This window comes from Fusibacter paucivorans (genome assembly GCF_018390735.1).
Classification (GTDB): domain Bacteria; phylum Bacillota; class Clostridia; order Peptostreptococcales; family Acidaminobacteraceae; genus Fusibacter; species Fusibacter paucivorans.
This window is the reverse complement of record NZ_JAHBCL010000021.1, coordinates 40,477-59,740: the sequence shown is the minus strand read 5'-3', so window position 1 is coordinate 59,740 and position 19,264 is coordinate 40,477. Positions and strand designations below refer to the sequence as shown.

Sequence of the window (19,264 nt, the reverse complement as noted above, 5' to 3'; positions counted from 1 at the left end):
GTCTCATCTCCTATAATTGTTTTATTGAAAGGGTGTAAGCTTAATGCTCTATAGCTTACAGCGCCTAGCAACTGAATTTCGCTTGATGAGTTTTGCTTCATAATGAGGCAATTCATCTGACTGTACATTTGGATCACAAATAATTTCTACACTCTTTTCCCCAAGCTCATAAAAAGGAATTTTTACCGTTGAAAGTTTAGGTGTCGTATATTCTGTAATAATAATATCACCTACGCTGACGAGACTTATATTTTCAGGAATTATTAAATTGTTTTCCTTCAAATAGCGCAAAACGCCAATGGCAATATTATCGTTGGCGCAACAGATCGCCGTTATCTCATGTAATCTGTCGCTAAAATTTTCCATCGCCTTATAACCTGCTTCCCATGTAAAATCACCATGAGTAATAAGCGTTGTATCTTGCTGTATCCCCGCAGTTCTCATGGCACTTAAAAAGCCGTCTAGCCTTTGTTGATCGACAATAATCTCAGCATTCCCGCCGACATAAGCAATATGATGATGACCATTCTCCACAAGATAATTGCCAAGCAATTGTCCCACGTAATGATTGTCGACTGATATCGTCGTCATCGCCACGTTTTGGGGTGCCAAAGCGATAATTGGAATCCCAAGTTCCCGTGCACGCTTAACCCGAATTTCTTGCGCCTGTTGAAAAGCCTCATCCCGATATCCTGCGCCAGCAATGACGATTCCCGCCACATTATGCTGCATCAGAACATCATAGTATTTAAGCTCATTTTCCATATCGCGTTTTGAGTTGCAGACTAAAGCCAGATAGCCATATGCAATCGCTGATTCTGTGACGCCTTTTGCAATCGCCGAAAAATACGGATCTGCTATATCGCGAACGATTAGTCCTATAAGCTGACTTTTATTGGATTTCAGTGATTGTGCTGATTTGCTCGGCGTATATTCAAGCTCTTCAATAGCATCCTCAACTTTTTTTTTGACAGCATCACTGACCGGATAATCCACTTTATTCAATACTCTTGATACTGTTGCAACTGAGACATTTGCCATTTTTGCAACATCTTTGATGGTAGCCTTTTTCATCGCGTCCCCACTCTTCTTTAATGAATTATGTAATTTTATAATAAGTAAACGTTTACTGTGTTGAAATATCATATAGTAAACGTTTACTATGACTATTCTAATCTGTTTTTGCTTTTCTTGTCAATAGCTTTCTGACAATTTCCTCAAATATATCTTTTTGATACGAATTTTAACGATCATCATTTTATCCGTGCCATTATGATTATTCTGTATTATAATAAAGCAGTCTTATTAACTTAAAGACGTTATGGGAAGCCAATAACCATACGGATTTTTCATGCTTCTACCCATTGCTTCTACCCAATACATGATAACGCTTTTAACCGAGGGCCTATGAAAACAATTAAATCTTTAACAGAAATATCCGACGGCAAGTTATATGATTACACCGATGTCGTCAAAGCGGATACAGGCGGCTGTTTGGAGTGTCACGCCTGTTGCGTCGACGTCGGCGATCTCGTTTCGCTTACGCCGTATGATACTTATGAAATGATGCGAGCAACGCAGCAGTCATTTGCAGCGCTCACATCAGATCATATCGCTATCCATCGCATCGGGAAACTTAATCTTCCCTATCTGAAAATGCATGATGGCAATGCAGCTTGCTCATTTCTTAATATGGAGGGCCGCTGCAGCATTCACAACTATCGCCCTAATATTTGCAGACTCTTCCCGCTTGGCAGGGTTTATGATGAGGATGATTTCAAGTATATCTTACAACAAAATGCCTGTGTCAAGTCAAAACTAGAAAAAGTGAAAATTAAAAAATGGATCGGCATTGATTCTTATCCTGAAAATAAAGCTTTTCTGCTCGAATGGCATCGCCTTTTAGGCGCCATTGCGTTTCGCATGAAGTTCATTAGAGAAGCAGACGCAGTTCGTATTTTTAATGATGATTTTATCAACGGGTTTTACAGTATTCAGCTGCCTTTGCAGCAAATGAGTGATGTAGAAGCGCATCGGGCATTTTATAAACAATTTTACGAAACATTGCCGACAATAAAAAATCGACTGGGTATTTTATAAACCCAGTCGATTTTTATATGTTTAAAAAGAGAAGTTTAACCTTTTGCCGGAAGTTATTCATTTGAAAAGACTTCAGATGCTTCTGGAATTGACGGCGCCGCACCCGGCCGCGTTACGGCAATGGCACTGGCGCGTGTAGCTATTTCAAGCGCCGTCTGGACTTCTAAATTGCGAAGCAGCGACGCAATAAAGTAACCTGTAAAGGTATCCCCTGCCGCAGTGGTATCCACTGCTTTGACCTTTAATGCCGGCACGAACAGACGCGTGTTTCCATCTTGGTACAAGACGCCGTTTTCACCCATCGTCAATACGATTTTCGTCTTTGGATAACGGTCTATCAATGCCTTAGCATGTGCTTCAGAGGATCCTTCGAAATCACAAATGGCTTCCGCTTCATGTTCATTCAGTATTAAATAATTGACAGCATCCAGTGGGTAATCCAGCACACTTTTGTCAAAAGGCGATGGATTAAAGACAATCACCATTCCCCGCTTTGATGCCTGTGCCATTAAATAGGCCATCTCAGAAATTTCATTTTGCAGAATCAGCAAATCGCCTTGTGCAAAATTTGCCAATGTTGTATCAATTTCAGTATGATCAATTTGCATATTTGCGCCGCCATAGAGCAAAATACTATTTTTCCCATCAAGATCGCGTTGAATAATCGCATGCCCTGACGCCATTGCCTTATGGCTGATAAAAGTCGTATCAATTTTATGATCAGCCAACAGTGAAATCAATATCTCACTGTCATCTGCACCAACGGCACCTGCCTGATACACTGAAACGCCTGCCTTTTTTAATGCCAGTGACTGGTTTAGACCCTTGCCGCCGCAGTAAACGTGTCTTGCCTTTGACTGCTGTGTTTCGCCTTCTCGATTGATATGTGCCACATCGTAAACATAATCAATATTAAGCGATCCAAAATTGAGTACTTTTTGTTTTTTTCCACGGTTCGTTTCAGAAACCACCCAACCGCCTCCTTATATATGAAAAATTGCGTTTTATTTTACACTTTCATTCGCTTCCGTCTTCTCTAATTTAACTGCTGATGTACTCTTGCGGACAACTAAATACGGTTCTATCACGCGTTCGAGTTTGTCAATTGGTTTTTTCTCATTCATTTCAATCAAGCGTTTCGTCGCCTCTATACCCACTTCATAGATTGGCTGATGAATGGTCGTAAGCGGTGTATCCAATAATTCCGAAAAAAAGATATTATCATAGCCAACCAGTGATATATCATCCGGTATATTGTAGCCATTTGCCTTTAAAACATTATAGACGCCATACGCTGACATATCATTGAAAGCAAAGACTGCTGTAAAGGTTTCGCTCAAGAGCTTGTTAATGCCCTCGCGGCCGCCTTCAACCGTATAATCACCTTCGTAGATCAAAGCGGGATCATATGGTATTGAAGCTTCTTCAAGTGCGCGGCGATAGCCATCCAGTCTAAATTTTGAATCATCCAAGTGCAGCGGCCCCGTTACACAAGCGATCCTGCGATGTCCCAAATCTGTTAAATGTTTTGTCGCCAAATAACCGCCCACTTCGTGATCGGTTACCACGTAATGGCAGCATTTCTGACGAAACGTCCTGTCAATCATAATATAAGGTATTTTAATACTGTCCATAAGTGTTAAACTTTCCATCGCCTTCTCGTGATCGCTGTCAATCGACATGGCATAGAGAATGCCGTCAACGCCTTTATCCGCCAATACGCGTATATAAGCCATATCGCGCTCATGCATATCATTTGTATTACACAGAACGAGATTCCAGCCGTTTCGACGGCATTCATCTTCGATTCCCTTTGCCAAATTAGAGAAAAAAACATTTCGAATATCAGATATAATCAGGCCAATCGTATTCGTACGCTTTTTTACGAGTCCAACAGCAATTTGATTCGGTCTGTAATCCAGATCTTCAACGGCTTTGAAAATAATTTGTTTCGTCTTTTCAGGAATTTTCGTACCCTTACCGTTGAGAACGAGGGATATCGTCGTTACTGAAAAGCCTGTGTATTCTGCTATATCCTTAATCGTCGTCCTCATTGTATGCTACAAAACCTCCCTAGTTTTCACTTTCTCCAATACTGTTTAACACTTACTATTCTCAGGCATTATGCCATAGCCATTATCGCCATCAGTTTATCAGCGGCATTTGATAAATCTTTTCATAAAACGCCAGCGCCCTTTCAAAGTCTGTCCAATAGAGGGCCTCATTCGGCTGGTGCGCCAACGCCGCTCTACCTGGGCCATACAATATTACCGGGATATCCGGATACGATTTTATCAGCACGGAAGCATCTGTAAAATATCGAACCCCCACTGGTGCAATATTATTGTTGGCTTCATCTATTGAATACATCTCAGCAGTCGTAATTGCCTCTTGAATAGATTGATATTGACGATAGAGTTTATGTGTTTCTGAAAGCCCAATCGCCATGCGATCATTCACAATTTGCCAAAAAACTGAGGCACCTGGATATTCTGCCATTAATTGTTGGTTGATATAATCTTCCAGTACAGTACACACCTGACTGCTTTGATAGGCAGGCGTCAATCGAATATCCAATGACATCTCACATTGATCCGGTACCATATTCGTGGCAATGCCGCCATTTAATTTGGTCAGTGTTACCGTTGAATGCCCTAACAGCGCATGGCGATCTACCTCGAAGACAGTTTTGAGATGCTGATATATTAATGTTCCAAGCACCAGAGCATTAACGCCCTTCTCTGGATATGCGCCATGGCTTGTTGCGCCTTGGACATGCAAGTCAAGCCACAGACAGCCCTTTTGTGCAATCCCCAGTTGACATCCCGTCGGTTCGGCAATTAACAGATGATGCATCTTTGCCATCTCGTGCTGCTTACAAAAATGCATCGCACCAATCCCGCCTCGCTCTTCATCGCAAGTTGCCAAGAATAATATATTATAAGCAGGCCGAATACCGAGCGCATGCATTTTAACCAGTGTATACAGCATAACGGCAAGTCCGCCCTTCATATCGCTGCTGCCTCTGGCGACAACACGATCTTCCAATATCAGCGGCTGATCCGGAGCAGAATGCCATGCGTTTAAATCACCATAGGGCACCGTATCCAGATGACCGTTCCAGACGACGGTTTGACCGTTATCACACCCTTCGATCAATGCGACAGCATTCGCCCTACCAGGTGCCACGTGCTCACATACGGCATCAATACCGTTTGCTGTCAGGTAATCACAGATATACGACGCAATTGCCGCTTCATTTTCAGCACCGTTGACGGATGGTTTGCCTAAGAGCGCCAATAAAAGGTCTTTGGCACTTTCAGGCATATGATTTGTGATACTCATGGTTGTTTACTCCTCCATCTATAGACCTCTCCATACAAATCTCCAGTGTATTTCTGCATCATTTAAATCAATTTATCATTCTGCCACAATCGTTGCAATTACTTCATTATAACCCAATTTACCAAGCCTTGCCACATTTTGTCATAATATTCCCATGAGACAAACTCCGGCGGCGCCCAGTGTGGAGCACAGTCCGATGTAAAGACAGCACTTCTGCCTTCACCATATTTACCTAGTGCAATAAGCGGATCTTCACCCACTGTCACCAGTACTTCTGCATCCGGTTTTGCAACCGTCTTGTTGTAGCCTAAAAGATGCGGCCATTCAGCCGGAATACCGTCAATCACTTCATGCTGTTTTTGAACAGTCGGCACTACACCTTCGCAATGTTCCATGCGGTCATCTGTACTCAGTATTTGAACCGGCAATACTTCTTGAACTGCTGTATCCTGCCATTTACCCTTTGCATCAACACCTGAGAAAGTCAGATAGCCGCCAACCATTACAAGACCGCCGCCTGAGAGCACATACTCTTTTAAGAGATTACAGCGGTTTGGTTTCACTTCGCTTCTCGTAAAAGTTGGTACCGGCAGTAAAAGCGTATTGGCACCAATATCCGAAAGAATGATACAATCATAGGCTTTGAGTTCTTCCAGTGTAAAAGGGAACTCTGTCATCGCCAAATGATTCGGCATAAATGTCACTTCACAGCCGCCGGCTTCCAGTGCCGCCTTTAACCATTTTTCGCCGGTTTCATATGTCGAAGTATAAAAACTGTCAAATCCTTTAACATGTGTGGTATAACTCATCCATGATTCCCCAGCCAACAAAATACGCTTACTTTTCATATCATTCTCCTTATCATTTATAGGGTGCTTTCGTGCAAAAGCATTTTAGCTTATGCTCTGCCCAAAGTTATGCTCATTTTCAATATCTTAACAGTTGTCATCTAAGCGTTTGCTTAAACTGTTTTAAATTCATAATTATCTTTGACTTAGATTGTCTTTGACTCAGATTGTCTTTGACGGATATTATCGTTTGACTTAGATTATCCTTTGTTCATTGCGTCTTCACTTATAACAGCATAGCGTCGCATGTACATCACTGCTTTACTTGCCAAACTGTTCAATCAGCGAGGCATAAACCAGTATGCTCTCAAGATAAGCCGATTTTGATAAGTATTCATTAACGGCATGACACTGTGCCAGATTGCCCGGTCCAAATTGTATCGTAGGCACGCCCGCTATGTTCTGCCAAATTCTCGAATCACAGCCGGCAGGCGATCCTTCGATCACCGCTTCATGTCCTTTTACCGCTTTTGATGCTTCCTGAAAACACTTTACAAATGAATCATCCATCGGCATCTCATAGGCACCACCCGCCTGGTACATGGTTACAGTCGGCGGATTTGCTTTCAGCCACGGATCATCTAAATCAATCGCGTTCATAAAGGCAGCTTCCACCTGCGCATGGCTCATGGTGTTAGGATGATAATGAATACACACTTCAAATGTACAGCTTCCTGCAACCGTTGACGCAGCTGAACCGCCGTGAATCGTACCGACGTTCATACTTGGCTTTGGCAGCAGCGGATGGTCATAGGCAAGCTGCCAGTCGTTCTCAAGTGCTTCCAGTTCGGCCATCATCTTCATGGCCTTTTCAATTGCACTGACGCCAAGCCATTTTGCACCGGAATGATTGGCACGTCCTTTAATGCTAACGCGGAAAAATACAAATCCCATGTGCGCCAAAATCAGTGCCCCACTCGTCGGTTCACAGACGACGAGTCCATCACCTTTAATGCCATTCATCGCTGCCTGTATCGACCCATTGCCGCCGCCTTCTTCATCCACAACAGATGTGATGGTTACATGGCATGGCAAAGCGCGTCCTGCATCTTTTAACAGTTTCACAGCCATAGTTGCCGCCGTTAGACCGCCTTTCATATCACAGACGCCAAGGCCGTAAATGCGATCGCCGTCAAGTGTGGCATGAATCGGCGGATACTGCCAAGCATCTGCTTCACCGATCGGCATCGTATCTACATGACCATTAAAAATTAATCGTTTAGGGGAAGTCCCTTCAAAATGCGCATAGAGGTTGTAGCGATCCGTTTGATCGTGTCCTAAATTACCTTCCTGATACATTTGAACTGCTTTTTTAAGCACGGTTTCAGACATGGGGTCTTCAACAATTTCCGCGCCCCCCATGGATTCAAACAGTGATTTTAAATAGACCTGACCATTTTTTTCATGGCCGCCTAAGATGCCGTGTCCCACCACCTGCGTATCACAGGCAACTAAGTTGTAAAGCGGTTTCAAATAGGCTTCTTGATTCTCATATAGGAATGCTCTCAATTTATTCATAACAGGCGATGCCCTCTCTAATCACTTGCCAAAATGCCTCGACGTCAACATTCATTGCAACCTCTGAATTATGCGGTTCTTTTGAAAATCCGAATAGGTCACAGTTTGTTCGACCATAACTTGGTCCCTGACTGTAGTCAATTTCTGTTACCATGGACTGAAGTTCAAGAATAGATGGATTGATTAAATAGGCAATTGTGACGGGATCATGTAAAGGGCCGCCTTCCCATCCAAAAACTTCTTTTTGCGTTTTGTTGAAAAAGGACATTAAGTCAACAAATAATTTTGAAGCAACATTGCCTTCTACGCGCATTTTTTCAACAACACTGGGCAGGCAAAGGACTTTTCGCGTTACATCCAGCCCTACCATGACGACTTTTTTGCCTGCGCTGAAAACAATATGCGCCGCTTCTGCATCTGCAAGAATATTAAATTCTGCTGCCGGGGTCACATTACCGTGTTGTAAACTGCCGCCCATAATCACAAAGCGGTCAATTTTTTCAATAATGTCCGGTGCCATGCGAAGTGCCATTGCATAATTGGTAAGCGGTCCCGTCGCAACGAGTGTCATCGGTTCGACAGAAGCCTTTAGTGTTTCAATAATATACATCACCGCATGCATTGCTTCTGCCGTCTTCGTTCTCGGAGCAAAAACAGGGCCGTCAAGACCGGTTTCGCCGTGAATATCATCTGCAATAACTTGCTTAGCCCTCACCATGGGGCGATCACAGCCAGCAAAAACGGGCACGTCAATCGCCAAATGCTGACAGACGTTTAAAGCATTGTTAACGGTTTTTTCAAGCGTCTGATTGCCGGCAACCACGGTAATACCCTTTAAATCAATGGCAGGATGACCGCCCGCCAACATAATGGCAATGGCGTCATCGTGTCCCGGATCACAGTCTAAAATAATCGGTGTCGGTTTTCTATTTTCTTGGCTCATCCTTTAACCTCTCTTTTCAGTCAATGTTGAAGGTGCTGTCGTAATCAGCGCACTTTTCTTGCGCGCCTCTCTGGATTGTTTTGTTGCCATTGATATAGCCAGTACGGCAACGGTTACAACATACGGCATCAATAGGACGAACTGCGAAGGAACGCCATATGCCTGAAGTCTCGCACCAATGGAATCGGCAAAGCCAAAGACCAAGCATCCTATTGCTGTCAATACGGGATGTGCGCCACCGAAGAACATTGCGGCAACCCCCATAAAACCTCGCCCATTGGTCATATTTTCTGTGAACATCTTGCTGTAGCCAAGCGATAAATGGGCACCGGCCAATCCACCGACGAGTCCTGAAATCGCAAGTGCCTGATAGCGCATTGCCGTTACATTAATCCCGGCGGTTTGCGCTGCCATTGGGAACTTGCCAACAGCTCTCAGCCGTAGCCCCCAAACCGTTTTAAAGAGGACAAATGTCAGAATACCGACGAGTATAAAGGCGAACCACTCTGTTACCGCCCAATTGTTAAAGAGTTCGTTCAGTGCTGGAGAATTATCTAAAAAGGCTAGGTGCACCTTTGGTATGCCAATGATCTTTGGATCGGTAAACGAACCTGTTTTGCCTAAAAGGCTGTTTAGCATATATTTGGTAAAGGCCAGTGCAAACATATTGATACCTATACCGATCGCCGTAATTTCAGCGCCATATTTTAAATGTCCCACTGCAATGACAGAAGCCATTACCAGTCCTGCCAGCATTGCAACAATAACCGCAAGAAGCCAGCTGCCAGTTAAATAGCTCACCGTAACGGCGGTAAAAGCCCCTGTGAGCATGATGCCTTCCGTGCCAATATTGAGAATGTCTGCTTGCTGTGTAATCGCCGCACATAGTGACGCATAGATAATCGGTGTTGCAGAACGAAGTGTTGCGTAGATCAGGGATAAGTTGATAATTTTTTCAAATGTCATGTCTACGCCTCCTTCTCTTGTGACGCTTCAGGTTTTAGCGGTTCATCCGACTGCTGAATTTGTTTTTTCTTTTTAAATTGAAACAGCAAGTCCATTGTTGCAATAATGATAAACACTGCCGTTATGGTATCGACGATGGACTTTGGCACACTGGTCGCCTGTTGCAGTCCTAACGCTCCAGATTTTAAGGCGCCAAGGAAAAATGCCATAAAAGGCGTTAAAATGAGATTGTTTTTAACCACAAGCGCTGCCAACATGCCGTTAAAGCCTATATTCGCTGCAAAATTGTTTAAGAAATAGCCGTGTACGCCCAAAATTTCTATACAGCCTGCGATGCCGCCCAAAACGCCGCTGAAAATCATCGTTTTGACAAAGGTGTGTTTAGGATTAATGCCCACATACTCTGCATGTGAAGCATTGAGTCCCACGGTTCTAATCTTGTAACCGAAAGTCGTTTTATTTAGTATCCAAATTGCGATGATGCCAACGATAATTGCGATAAACATGCCGACATTGGCACTGCTCGGTTTCATAAACTGGTAAAGCTTTACCTGATCTGCCACCGGATCTGACTGCGCATTGGCAACGCCTGCACTCATTGGCCCACTGACTAGATAGGACGTTATATAAAAGGCCACATAATTCAATAAAATGGTGCTGCATACTTCATTAACCCCATAGTATGCTTTTAACGCCCCGGGGATAAATGCCCACATTGCGGCAACAATCATCGCACCGAGAAAGCATGCCAATAGGTGAATAGGCATTGGAAGGAACCCCCAATGTATGCCGATATACGCCGCTGCGATCCCGCCGAGAAAGACCTCACCTTCAACACCGACATTAAAGGCGCCGCCTTTTGCACCAACGGCAAAGGCCAGTGCTGTTAGCATTAGTGGTGTGAAATTAGCCAGCGTCTTGCCCAAATTTAGTTTTCCGACAAAGGCACCTTTAACTAAAGCCGCATAAGCGGAGATCGGATTTTCACCAATTATCATAATAAAAATGGCGCCAATCACCAAAGACAATGCGATAATGAGTGCAAACCGGATTAAACTTTTTCCAAAATCACGCATGTGCCGCCTCCTCTGTTTTACCGCCCATCATCAAGTAGCCGAGCTTTGTATCCGTTGCTTCGCTAGCTGTCAACGTTCCTGAAATCTTTCCTTCGAACATAACAATGATGCGGTCGGACAGCGACAGTATCTCTTCAAGATCTGCCGAAACCAGCAGGACGCCAGTCCCCTGTTCTTTTACTTTTTCGAGGATACTTCGAATGGATTCAATCGCCCCAATATCAACCCCACGCGTCGGCTGAGACGCGACAAGCAGTTTGCCATTCATGGCAACTTCTCTTGCAACAACAACCTTTTGCGCATTTCCGCCAGACAATGACTGAGTCGGCATTGTGACATCCCTCGGCCTTATGTCAAATTGTTCTGCAAGTTCATTGGCATAGTCAATCGAATGCTGCAGAGATAAAACTTTGTTTTTTGAAAATGCCTGATCGCCTATATGCGTCGCGATGATATTCTCCCAAATTGTAAGAGCGCGGTTTAAGCCGCGTTTATTCCTGTCTTCTGGAATATGCGTCATGCCCTTTGCCCGAATATTACTCACGGATAAATTCGTAATTGCTTCGCCAGCGAGTATAACTTTTCCCTTTTCAACTTTTCGAAGCCCCGTGATCGCTTCTATCAATTCGCTTTGTCCATTGCCGTCAATACCGGCAATGCCAAGAATTTCGCCTTCATGCACTTCAAAGCTGATTCCTCTGATCTTAGAGATTTCCTTTTCACCGGAAGTCCAGAGATCCTGAACATCAAGCACCTTTGCACCTGAATTCACTTCTGATTTCTTGATATTGAGGAAGACCTCTCGACCAATCATCATCTGTGCAAGCTGTGCAGGATTCGTTTCAGTCTTTTGAACCGTACCAATGTAAGCGCCTTGCCGCATGACAGAAATACGATCTGATATTTTCATCACTTCATCTAGTTTATGCGAAATAAAGATGACAGATTTGCCGTCGGCTTTTAATTTTTTTAAAATTTCGAAAAGGCCATCGGCTTCCTGTGGTGTCAGTACGGCTGTAGGCTCATCGAGAATAATAATCTCGGCGCCACGTGATAAGATCTTAATGATTTCGACACGCTGAGCTTCACCGACAGAAATCTGATGAATGCGCTTATCCATTTGAATATCAAGGCCGTATTGGTCAATAAACTGTTGAACCTGTGCACGCCCAGTGGCGAAATCAACAGTAAGTCCTTTTTTGGGCTCAAAACCTAACAATATATTTTCAAGCACCGTCAATTCATTGACGAGCATAAATTCTTGATGTACCATACCAATCCCAAGATCAATCGCACGCTTTGGCGTCATATTTTTTATTTGTTTTTCTGACACCCATATATCGCCTGCATCATGTGGGAATAGGCCGTAGAGCAGTTTCATCATTGTTGATTTACCAGCGCCGTTTTCCCCAATCAACGCGTGAATTTCACCTTTTTCAACTTGTATATGTCCGTTTTTAACGGCACAGACTTCACCAAAATTTTTATTGATGCCCTTCATTTCTACAACAAAAGAACTCATGTTGCACCTCCTATGTATGCATGTTTGGCTTTAACGCTATTTTATACCGTTTGCGGCATTTTTTCACTTACTTGCACCGCACTGATTCCATTATACAAAATTCAGTCGCCAAACACTTGAAAAGAGTGAAGGCAGGCTGTGTAAACGAACCTGCCTTCTTGGGGAAAATTAAGGATTTATTAATTATTCGGGCCAAATCCCTCATAATTTTCAACGACGATTTCACCTGAGACGATTTTATCTTGGAGTTCTTGGATCTTTGTGAGGATTTCATCCGGGAACTGATCGCCAAGCGCTTCTTTCATAACGCTCATGTCGGTTAAACTTACGCCGTTGTCGGCAATGGTTAAATATTGTTTAGAGCCACCCTCAAATGTACCCTCAACAACGGATTGAATTAACAGGTAACAAGCAGAATCAACGCGTTTGAGCATTGAAGTCAACACGTGACCTGGTTGATCGCCATCTTGATTGAGGTCAACGCCGATCGCATATTTGCCAGCTTCTGTTGCCGCTTCTAAGATACCAGTACCGGTACCGGATGCAACGTTCATGACGACGTCCGCACCTTGTTGATATTGTGCTAAAGTAAGTTCTTTTCCTTTCAGCGGGTCATTCCAAGTGCCTGCAAATGACTGGAGAATTGTAATATCAGGATCGACATATTTTGCACCTTGCTCATAACCAGTATAGAAATCGTGGAGCACAGGAATATCCATGCCGCCTACCCAGCCAATGATATTTTCATCATTTACGCCTTCGATATCACTCATTTTTGTAAACAATGCTGCTGCCGCACCTGCTAAGAATGATCCTTGATTTTGTGCAAAGCTTACAGATACGATGTTATCGCCTTCAACCGTCGTGTCGATAACGGCAAACTTTGTATCAGGATAATTTGCACAATGTTCCTTCATGTATTCTTCGAAGTTTGAAGAAGAACAGATAATCAGATCATAACCTTCTTCTGCAACTGCCAGGAAGTTTGCTTCCCATTCTGCTGCTTCAGTACCTTCAAGTGTTTTCAATTCAATGTCAAATTCTTCCTGTGCTTTTAAAGCACCTGCGTAACAAGAGTCATTGTACGACTTGTCACCTAAATTGCCGGAAAATACAATGGCAACACGCGTCTTAGCCGGTGCATCACTGCCACCTTCGTTTGTTGATGCCGCAGGCTCTGAGCCGCCGCTACACGCCGTTAAAGAAAACACCAACATTAACATTAATAAAATGCTCATCATTCTTTTCATCATGCTTCTTTCCTCCTACAAGTTCATTACCCGCTTTTTCTTGGTAAAACGTTTTACTTTGATGCCAAAAAAATAATTAAGTCTACTTTCCTTACAAGATCAATGCTTCCCCCACATTGGAAAAACGTTTTACCTTCACAACAGAAAAATAAATTTAATTAAATGTCTAACTACATATTAACGGAATGTTACAAATGCGTCAATCCTTTTTTGGTACTTTTTCATTCTTTTTTGTCCGAGATTATGCGCCTCTTTATCAAGGAAATCTTTATATTTCGCTGTAATGAATAAGCATACCGCTTTTAGAGACTATTCTTATGCGCGCTATTCTTAAACCGTTGTAAAAAAACTCGCCATCACAATTCCTCATGAATTGCGGTAAGGCGAGCTTCTCTCAAGCATGTTCGTTATTAGATTTTAAAATACTGCATGCGTCTTCTAATTTCGTCGAGGTTTTTTCCAACTGACTTTGATGCATCTTTTGATTTTTCCAGTACTTTTGCAAAATTCGAACCGAGGACTTCACTGTCAGCTGACATTTGATTGGCTGTCTGAGAAGTGACGTCGATTGTTGCTGCAATTTCTTCTGTCCCAGCTGCCTGCTCTTGCGTGATCGCTGCAATATCACGAATGCTTTCACTGAGTTTTGTGACACTAACAAGTGATTGATCAATTAAAAGCGTCGTCGATTCCGCCAATGAAACACCATGTGCTGCCTCTTCGCCTGCTTTAGCCACATTTTCACTTACATCACCTATTCTGGCAACCATGGTCTGAGTCACTTTTTCGATATTTTCTGTCAGTTGATCCGTCTCATCGGAAAGTTTTCGAATTTCTTCCGAAACCACGGCAAAACCTCTGCCGGCTTCTCCTGCACGAGCGGCTTCTATAGCTGCATTTAACGCAAGCAGATTAATTTGTGATGACACACCCTTAATCGCTCCGACAAGATCCACAATTTCATCAAACGCTTTGGAAAGCGACGTTACACTCGAATCGATCGTAAGGACTTCCTTTTGAGCCATTTCAAGCGCCCCAGCCATTTCATCCACTTTGATTTTCGATTCACTGCTATTGGCGAGCGCCTCGCCTGAAGCATCTGCCGACTTTGTTGCGGATGCTGCAATCTCTGTTGCGCCACTTGCAATTTCGTTCGTCGTCCGATTAATCTGTTCAATATTCTGCACCAACTGCATCACATTTCTCGCATAGCCATCCATTAACTGCGTCATCTGTTCTTGTTCATCGTTTAAATCCTCTGATAATGCTTTCATCTCTGATTTCGTATGATAAAGATTTTGATTGATACCGTTAATAATATCCGAAATACTGTGCGAAGCTGTTCGAATGGCATCAATAATAGTACGGAATTCAGAAGTATCGTTATCCGGCAACGCTTGATTGATCTCTCCATTTGCAAAGGTTTCAATCAATATTTTCTGATCGTCAATTTTTTTGACAATCACGCGAACCAGTCTTCTGCCCCATAGCCACATGATGAGCAAAAACACAATGATAATGGCAATGGTAATCTGGTTCTTCCAAAGAATTCCCGCCATCATTTCTTCGTGAATCGTTTCATATGCGGTATTAGAATATGTCACGAGTTCAGATAAATCTGTAAGCATCGCCTCACCAGACGATTGATCATGTGACGTCATATAGTGCTCAAATGCTTCAGAAACGCGCTGCATCTTCGCCTGCATCGCATCATCCTCAAATTTTTCAGCGACGCGAATACCATTCTCGATAGTCGTGCGATTTATTTCTGCCTGTTCAACGCTAATGGAGCTTGATGTTATGACATCGACACGCAGTTCATTTAAGGCACTCGCCGATGCATTGAGTTCTTCGAGATCACCCAACTGCTTTATTGTGATATAACTGCTGATTTCACCAATAGCGCCTTGGAGCAATATCAACGCAATCGCGATGAACATCATTCGCTGTACTCTTTTACTAATCATAAGGGATCCTCAATTCTAGCAGCAAAGTATTTGTTTATGATTGTAAACAAACCTGTGAGAATTATATCACAGTGCTTACTAATTGAGAGCGTTTTTCACATATTGTTAATGATGGTCACAACTTATTTACAATTGTACATTTGCAAACAAGTGTTTTGTCCCCTTATGATCCCATTTTGTCCAATTGTTGCCACCATTGATCAATGATACGAATAAAAGTTTCAACGATTTGCGGATCAAATGATTTTCCAGAGCGCTGTCTAATCTGAGATTTTGCTTCATCAATGCCGGCTTCACTAACGATCTCAGCCGCTGTTATTAAGTCATCAAAATAGCAAATGACTGTACTGATTCTGGCATTTAGCGGTATCGAATCTCTTGACGCTCCCATCGGTATACCCGTACCATCGTAATGCGCTTCATGATAAAGGATGTCATTCGCGATGTGAGCAACTTCCGGCACATTTTTTAATATGCGGCTGCCTTTTTCTAAATCCGCTTCTTTCTGCGTCTTTACTGTCTGATCATCTGCTGCTGATGCGCTTACTTCCGATGCAGCTGCTTTCCCAACATTATGCAACAGCGTCAGCAGCATTAGCGCGTCGCCTTCCTCAGGTGACAAATGCATCGCATCACGCATGAGCCGACAAAGCGACAACCTGCGTTTAACGCGTTCCGGCGTTTCAATTTTCATATGGTATAAAAGCTGCTCAAATGGAGCAACGATTCCATTTCTAAAACTTCTGTGCTCAAGTAATTTATTTTGGTACATTGTTTCTTCTGCCCTCGTGATGATATTTTCAATACCGGCATCCTCATCCATCACATTAGCACACCCAAATGCAACACTAATCTTAATTGGAAACATGTACAAATTATCAATTTCTTTTTTTATGGTATCCATCAGCGTATCCGCATAAGTTCTATCGTTTTTGACAAGAATGATAAACTCGTCGCTGCCCCATCTTGCGGATATGTCACTATCCCCACAACAAAGCTTTAAAATGTCGCCAATCGTCTTAAGCAATCGATTTCCCTCTTGAAGACCAAACGCATCATTTATGAGTTTTAGTCCATTGACATCCAGCATCATTACACAATAAGCTGCAAATGCTTCCACCGTATTAATCTGCAACAGCAGTTTTTCAATAAATGCGCGATTATTTATCCCCGTCACCGGATCGGATTCGCGTAGATATTGGTTGCTGTCTTCTTCGATTTTTTTCTCCGTAATGTCCATGAAACTGCCGACGAAACGCGTAGGTCTTCCTGTTGCATCTGCTGACACCGCACGACCTCTTACCAACACCCATAGAAATCCACGCGTCGCTTTATAAGCTCTTAATTCTTTATAAAATATGCCTGTATTCTTTCCCAAATAGGCATTGAAGTCATTTATAAATGCCACACGATCTTCTTCTAAAATCGTATTGAGAACACGGTCTCTGCCAAAGGGTTCATTGTCGTTTTCATCGTAGCCAAGATGTGTATACCACCCTGGACTAATCGTCATTATATCTTTATCGAGATCATAATCAAAATAGCCGTCATTTGTCGCTTCCATAATCATTTTCAGATGTTCATCATTTTTTTGGATCGCCCGATAATTCTTTTCAAGGTCAAACAGCATATGATTGATGTTTTCACCTAGTTGCGTCAGTTCATCGTTCCCGCTCATCTTTGTTCTTAAAGACAGATTTTCCTGTGTTACGACGTTTTGAACAAAATCGCTTAGATATGTGATGCGCTTCACTTCTCTCCTGCTCACAACAAAAACGGTTCCAATGCCAATGAAGAAGAACATCACACAAAGGGCAAGGCTTACCGTTTTTAATGTTTTAATTGCTTCCATAAACGAGGTTCGTTCATGATTAAAAACAAATAATACCATGCCATTTCTAAGAAGATCATTTGCACGGCCTGTATAGGATAGCTGCATCCCCTCACGTTGTATCTCACCTACTGTGACACCGTTAAACCGCTGCATCGTATCGCCTTCCACAAATTGTAAAGCAATATCAGACTCCAGCAATTGCTCTAAATAAGTAAAAAACCGATCATCAAGTGCCCTTACCAGAATTAGATAACCATTATGAGGAACTGATTGCGCCGTATTTGTCGTTCCTTCAACAGAAATTAAATAAAGCTTGCCGTCCACCAGCGAAAGACCGGAGTGAATTTGTTCTGCCGTTACGCCTTTTGTTAAAATTTCGAATGCATTCTGCGCAATAATCATTGTATTGACATTTGAGCTCGCATCATCAATAGAGCCGTTATAAATGATATTGCCACTTTTATCACAGAAAATCATGCTTACGAGATCTAGCTGCGCCAGTGTTTCATCTCCCAGATTGTCAGTGGCATAGCTGTCCAAATTACCACTAATGAAATCATAGGTATCGTCCCAGAGGCTCCAATCTCGTTGTGTCCGCCCCAGTGAATCGAATTCTGCATTTAGAATGGCGGACATCTTGTCAATATCATTATGAACTTTCTTCGTTTCCTCATTGGTAAGGTATGGTATCGAAACTGCCGCCACAACAACAATTGCACCAATAACGCCAATGGATAAACAAATCAAAATGTAATAAATAAGCTTTGTCCTAATTTTCATAAGAACTCCCAAATCCTTTTCATTGAGGCAGATCTCTATACGTCACTGCAATTTCATGAAACTTTTCTTCAACTTTTAAAAAGGCATCGACTATTTTCGGATCGAAATGCTTACCTGATTCCAATTTGATCATTTCAACCGCTTGTTCATGTGAATAGGCACTTTTATAAACGCGTTCACTTACAAGTGCATCATAGACATCTGCAATAGCGACAATTCTTGCAGAAATGGGAATTGCTTCGCCTCTCAGCCCCACTGGATAACCGCTGCCATCCCATTTTTCATGGTGGGAAAAAACAATCTCGATTGGATAGCGTAAAAATGACTCTTGCTGATATAACAGCCTCTCTGCTTTTAAGATCGCCTTTTTCCCTAAAACGGTATGCAGCTTCATCATCTCAAATTCTTCTTTTGTAAATTTCCCTGGCTTCAGCAGAATAGAATCGGGAATACCGATTTTTCCGATGTCATGCAACGGCGCTGAAGCAATGATTAAATCAGCATTTTCACGACTCAAGTCCGCTGTATAGGCACCATCGGTGATGATTTGATCGCATAGTGCTGCTACATACATTTTGGTTCGCTGCAAGTGATATCCTGTTTCGAGATCTCTAATTTCTGCAAGTGAAGCCATCGCCATAATGGATACCTCTTGAATAAGTGCGACTTCTTTCGCCCGCCTTGAAATCTCTTTTTCCAAATATTGATTTTGATCTTTTAGAAAATCATTCGCCGCTTTTAACGAAAGATGTGTTTTGATTCTGGAAAGTAAAATAATAGGGTTAACCGGCTTGCTAATATAATCTGATGCACCAAGTTCGAACCCTTTGCTCTCGTCTTCGACTTCATTCTTAGATGTTAGAAAGATAATGGGAATAGCCATCCAATCCGGATTTGACTTGATAATCCTGCAAGTCTCATAGCCATCCATTATCGGCATCATAATGTCAAGCAAAATGATATCCGGTAATTTTTTCTGCATCATTTCAATTGCCTTTTGACCGTTTAAAGCAACTCTAACTTTATAATGATCTTTCAGTAAACCACTCATCAAAGTAATATTGTCTGGGGTGTCATCAACAACCAAAACAACTTGTGCATCATTCATTATATGC

General features: G+C 42.6%; 15 protein-coding genes. 1 reads left to right on the top strand and 14 read right to left on the bottom strand.

The window, feature by feature from the left end; all coding sequences use genetic code 11:
* Nucleotides 1-48 precede the first annotated feature (48 nt).
* Entirely contained in the window at nt 49-1,074 is a 1,026-nt protein-coding gene (locus KHM83_RS12620; RefSeq protein ID WP_213237382.1) for a LacI family DNA-binding transcriptional regulator, read from the bottom strand.
* 333 nt (nt 1,075-1,407) lie between these two features.
* Here KHM83_RS12620 and KHM83_RS12615 point away from each other — a divergent pair, with 333 nt between their 5' ends.
* A complete protein-coding gene (locus KHM83_RS12615; protein ID WP_213237381.1) occupies nt 1,408-2,100 on the top strand; it encodes a YkgJ family cysteine cluster protein in 693 nt (230 codons plus the stop codon).
* A 53-nt stretch (nt 2,101-2,153) separates the two neighbouring features.
* Here the strand turns inward: KHM83_RS12615 and KHM83_RS12610 are convergent, their stop codons facing one another.
* From KHM83_RS12610 to KHM83_RS12550, 13 genes are all read right to left on the bottom strand, one after another.
* Complete coding sequence (locus KHM83_RS12610; protein ID WP_213237380.1) at nt 2,154-3,071, bottom strand: ribokinase; 918 nt, start codon at nt 3,069-3,071, stop codon at nt 2,154-2,156.
* A gap of 33 nt (nt 3,072-3,104) precedes the next feature.
* Nucleotides 3,105-4,154, bottom strand: a complete 1,050-nt coding sequence (locus KHM83_RS12605) for a LacI family DNA-binding transcriptional regulator (protein ID WP_213237379.1) — start codon at nt 4,152-4,154, stop codon at nt 3,105-3,107.
* 91 nt (nt 4,155-4,245) lie between these two features.
* Nucleotides 4,246-5,445 carry a M20 family metallopeptidase gene (locus KHM83_RS12600; RefSeq protein ID WP_213237378.1) on the bottom strand — a complete coding sequence of 400 codons (1,200 nt, stop codon included), beginning with the start codon at nt 5,443-5,445 and terminating at the stop codon, nt 4,246-4,248.
* Nucleotides 5,446-5,543: 98 nt separating this feature from the next.
* Nucleotides 5,544-6,293 carry a glutamine amidotransferase gene (locus tag KHM83_RS12595; protein ID WP_213237377.1) on the bottom strand — a complete coding sequence of 250 codons (750 nt, stop codon included), beginning with the start codon at nt 6,291-6,293 and terminating at the stop codon, nt 5,544-5,546.
* 261 nt (nt 6,294-6,554) lie between these two features.
* On the bottom strand, nt 6,555-7,811 hold the full coding sequence (locus KHM83_RS12590; protein WP_213237376.1) for a M20 family metallopeptidase: 1,257 nt from the start codon (nt 7,809-7,811) through the stop codon (nt 6,555-6,557).
* A complete protein-coding gene (locus KHM83_RS12585; RefSeq protein ID WP_213237375.1) occupies nt 7,804-8,754 on the bottom strand; it encodes a nucleoside hydrolase in 951 nt (316 codons plus the stop codon). The genes KHM83_RS12590 and KHM83_RS12585 overlap by 8 nt, the downstream gene beginning before the upstream one ends.
* A 3-nt stretch (nt 8,755-8,757) precedes the next feature.
* On the bottom strand, nt 8,758-9,720 hold the full coding sequence (locus KHM83_RS12580; RefSeq protein ID WP_213237374.1) for an ABC transporter permease: 963 nt from the start codon (nt 9,718-9,720) through the stop codon (nt 8,758-8,760).
* A 2-nt stretch (nt 9,721-9,722) separates the two neighbouring features.
* Nucleotides 9,723-10,796, bottom strand: a complete 1,074-nt coding sequence (locus KHM83_RS12575; RefSeq protein WP_213237373.1) for an ABC transporter permease — start codon at nt 10,794-10,796, stop codon at nt 9,723-9,725.
* Nucleotides 10,789-12,318: an ABC transporter ATP-binding protein gene (locus KHM83_RS12570; RefSeq protein ID WP_213237372.1), complete on the bottom strand. Its 1,530-nt coding sequence runs from the start codon at nt 12,316-12,318 to the stop codon at nt 10,789-10,791. Before KHM83_RS12570 ends, KHM83_RS12575 begins: the two co-directional genes overlap by 8 nt.
* Nucleotides 12,319-12,497: 179 nt before the next feature.
* A complete protein-coding gene (locus KHM83_RS12565) occupies nt 12,498-13,571 on the bottom strand; it encodes a BMP family lipoprotein (protein WP_213237371.1) in 1,074 nt (357 codons plus the stop codon).
* Nucleotides 13,572-13,978: 407 nt separating this feature from the next.
* On the bottom strand, nt 13,979-15,535 hold the full coding sequence (locus KHM83_RS12560; protein ID WP_213237370.1) for a methyl-accepting chemotaxis protein: 1,557 nt from the start codon (nt 15,533-15,535) through the stop codon (nt 13,979-13,981).
* A 163-nt stretch (nt 15,536-15,698) separates the two neighbouring features.
* Nucleotides 15,699-18,149: a CHASE4 domain-containing protein gene (locus KHM83_RS12555; protein ID WP_213237369.1), complete on the bottom strand. Its 2,451-nt coding sequence runs from the start codon at nt 18,147-18,149 to the stop codon at nt 15,699-15,701.
* Between the two features lie 19 nt (nt 18,150-18,168).
* Nucleotides 18,169-19,257 (bottom strand): response regulator, encoded by a 1,089-nt coding sequence (locus KHM83_RS12550; protein ID WP_213237368.1) that lies wholly within the window; start codon nt 19,255-19,257, stop codon nt 18,169-18,171.
* Nucleotides 19,258-19,264 lie beyond the last annotated feature (7 nt).

Excerpts from the sequence above, each read along its gene's own strand:
- KHM83_RS12620 (WP_213237382.1), bottom strand. The coding sequence starts at position 1,074 with ATGAAAAAGGCTACCATCAAAGATGTTGCAAAAATGGCAAATGTCTCA.
- KHM83_RS12575 (WP_213237373.1), bottom strand. The coding sequence starts at position 10,796 with ATGCGTGATTTTGGAAAAAGTTTAATCCGGTTTGCACTCATTATCGCA.
- KHM83_RS12580 (WP_213237374.1), bottom strand. The coding sequence starts at position 9,720 with ATGACATTTGAAAAAATTATCAACTTATCCCTGATCTACGCAACACTT.
- KHM83_RS12555 (WP_213237369.1), bottom strand. The coding sequence starts at position 18,149 with ATGAAAATTAGGACAAAGCTTATTTATTACATTTTGATTTGTTTATCC.
- KHM83_RS12605 (WP_213237379.1), bottom strand. The coding sequence starts at position 4,154 with ATGAGGACGACGATTAAGGATATAGCAGAATACACAGGCTTTTCAGTA.
- KHM83_RS12585 (WP_213237375.1), bottom strand. The coding sequence starts at position 8,754 with ATGAGCCAAGAAAATAGAAAACCGACACCGATTATTTTAGACTGTGAT.
- KHM83_RS12560 (WP_213237370.1), bottom strand. The coding sequence starts at position 15,535 with ATGATTAGTAAAAGAGTACAGCGAATGATGTTCATCGCGATTGCGTTG.
- KHM83_RS12565 (WP_213237371.1), bottom strand. The coding sequence starts at position 13,571 with ATGATGAAAAGAATGATGAGCATTTTATTAATGTTAATGTTGGTGTTT.
- KHM83_RS12615 (WP_213237381.1), top strand. The coding sequence starts at position 1,408 with ATGAAAACAATTAAATCTTTAACAGAAATATCCGACGGCAAGTTATAT.
- KHM83_RS12590 (WP_213237376.1), bottom strand. The coding sequence starts at position 7,811 with ATGAATAAATTGAGAGCATTCCTATATGAGAATCAAGAAGCCTATTTG.
- KHM83_RS12600 (WP_213237378.1), bottom strand. The coding sequence starts at position 5,445 with ATGAGTATCACAAATCATATGCCTGAAAGTGCCAAAGACCTTTTATTG.
- KHM83_RS12570 (WP_213237372.1), bottom strand. The coding sequence starts at position 12,318 with ATGAGTTCTTTTGTTGTAGAAATGAAGGGCATCAATAAAAATTTTGGT.
- KHM83_RS12595 (WP_213237377.1), bottom strand. The coding sequence starts at position 6,293 with ATGAAAAGTAAGCGTATTTTGTTGGCTGGGGAATCATGGATGAGTTAT.
- KHM83_RS12550 (WP_213237368.1), bottom strand. The coding sequence starts at position 19,257 with ATGAATGATGCACAAGTTGTTTTGGTTGTTGATGACACCCCAGACAAT.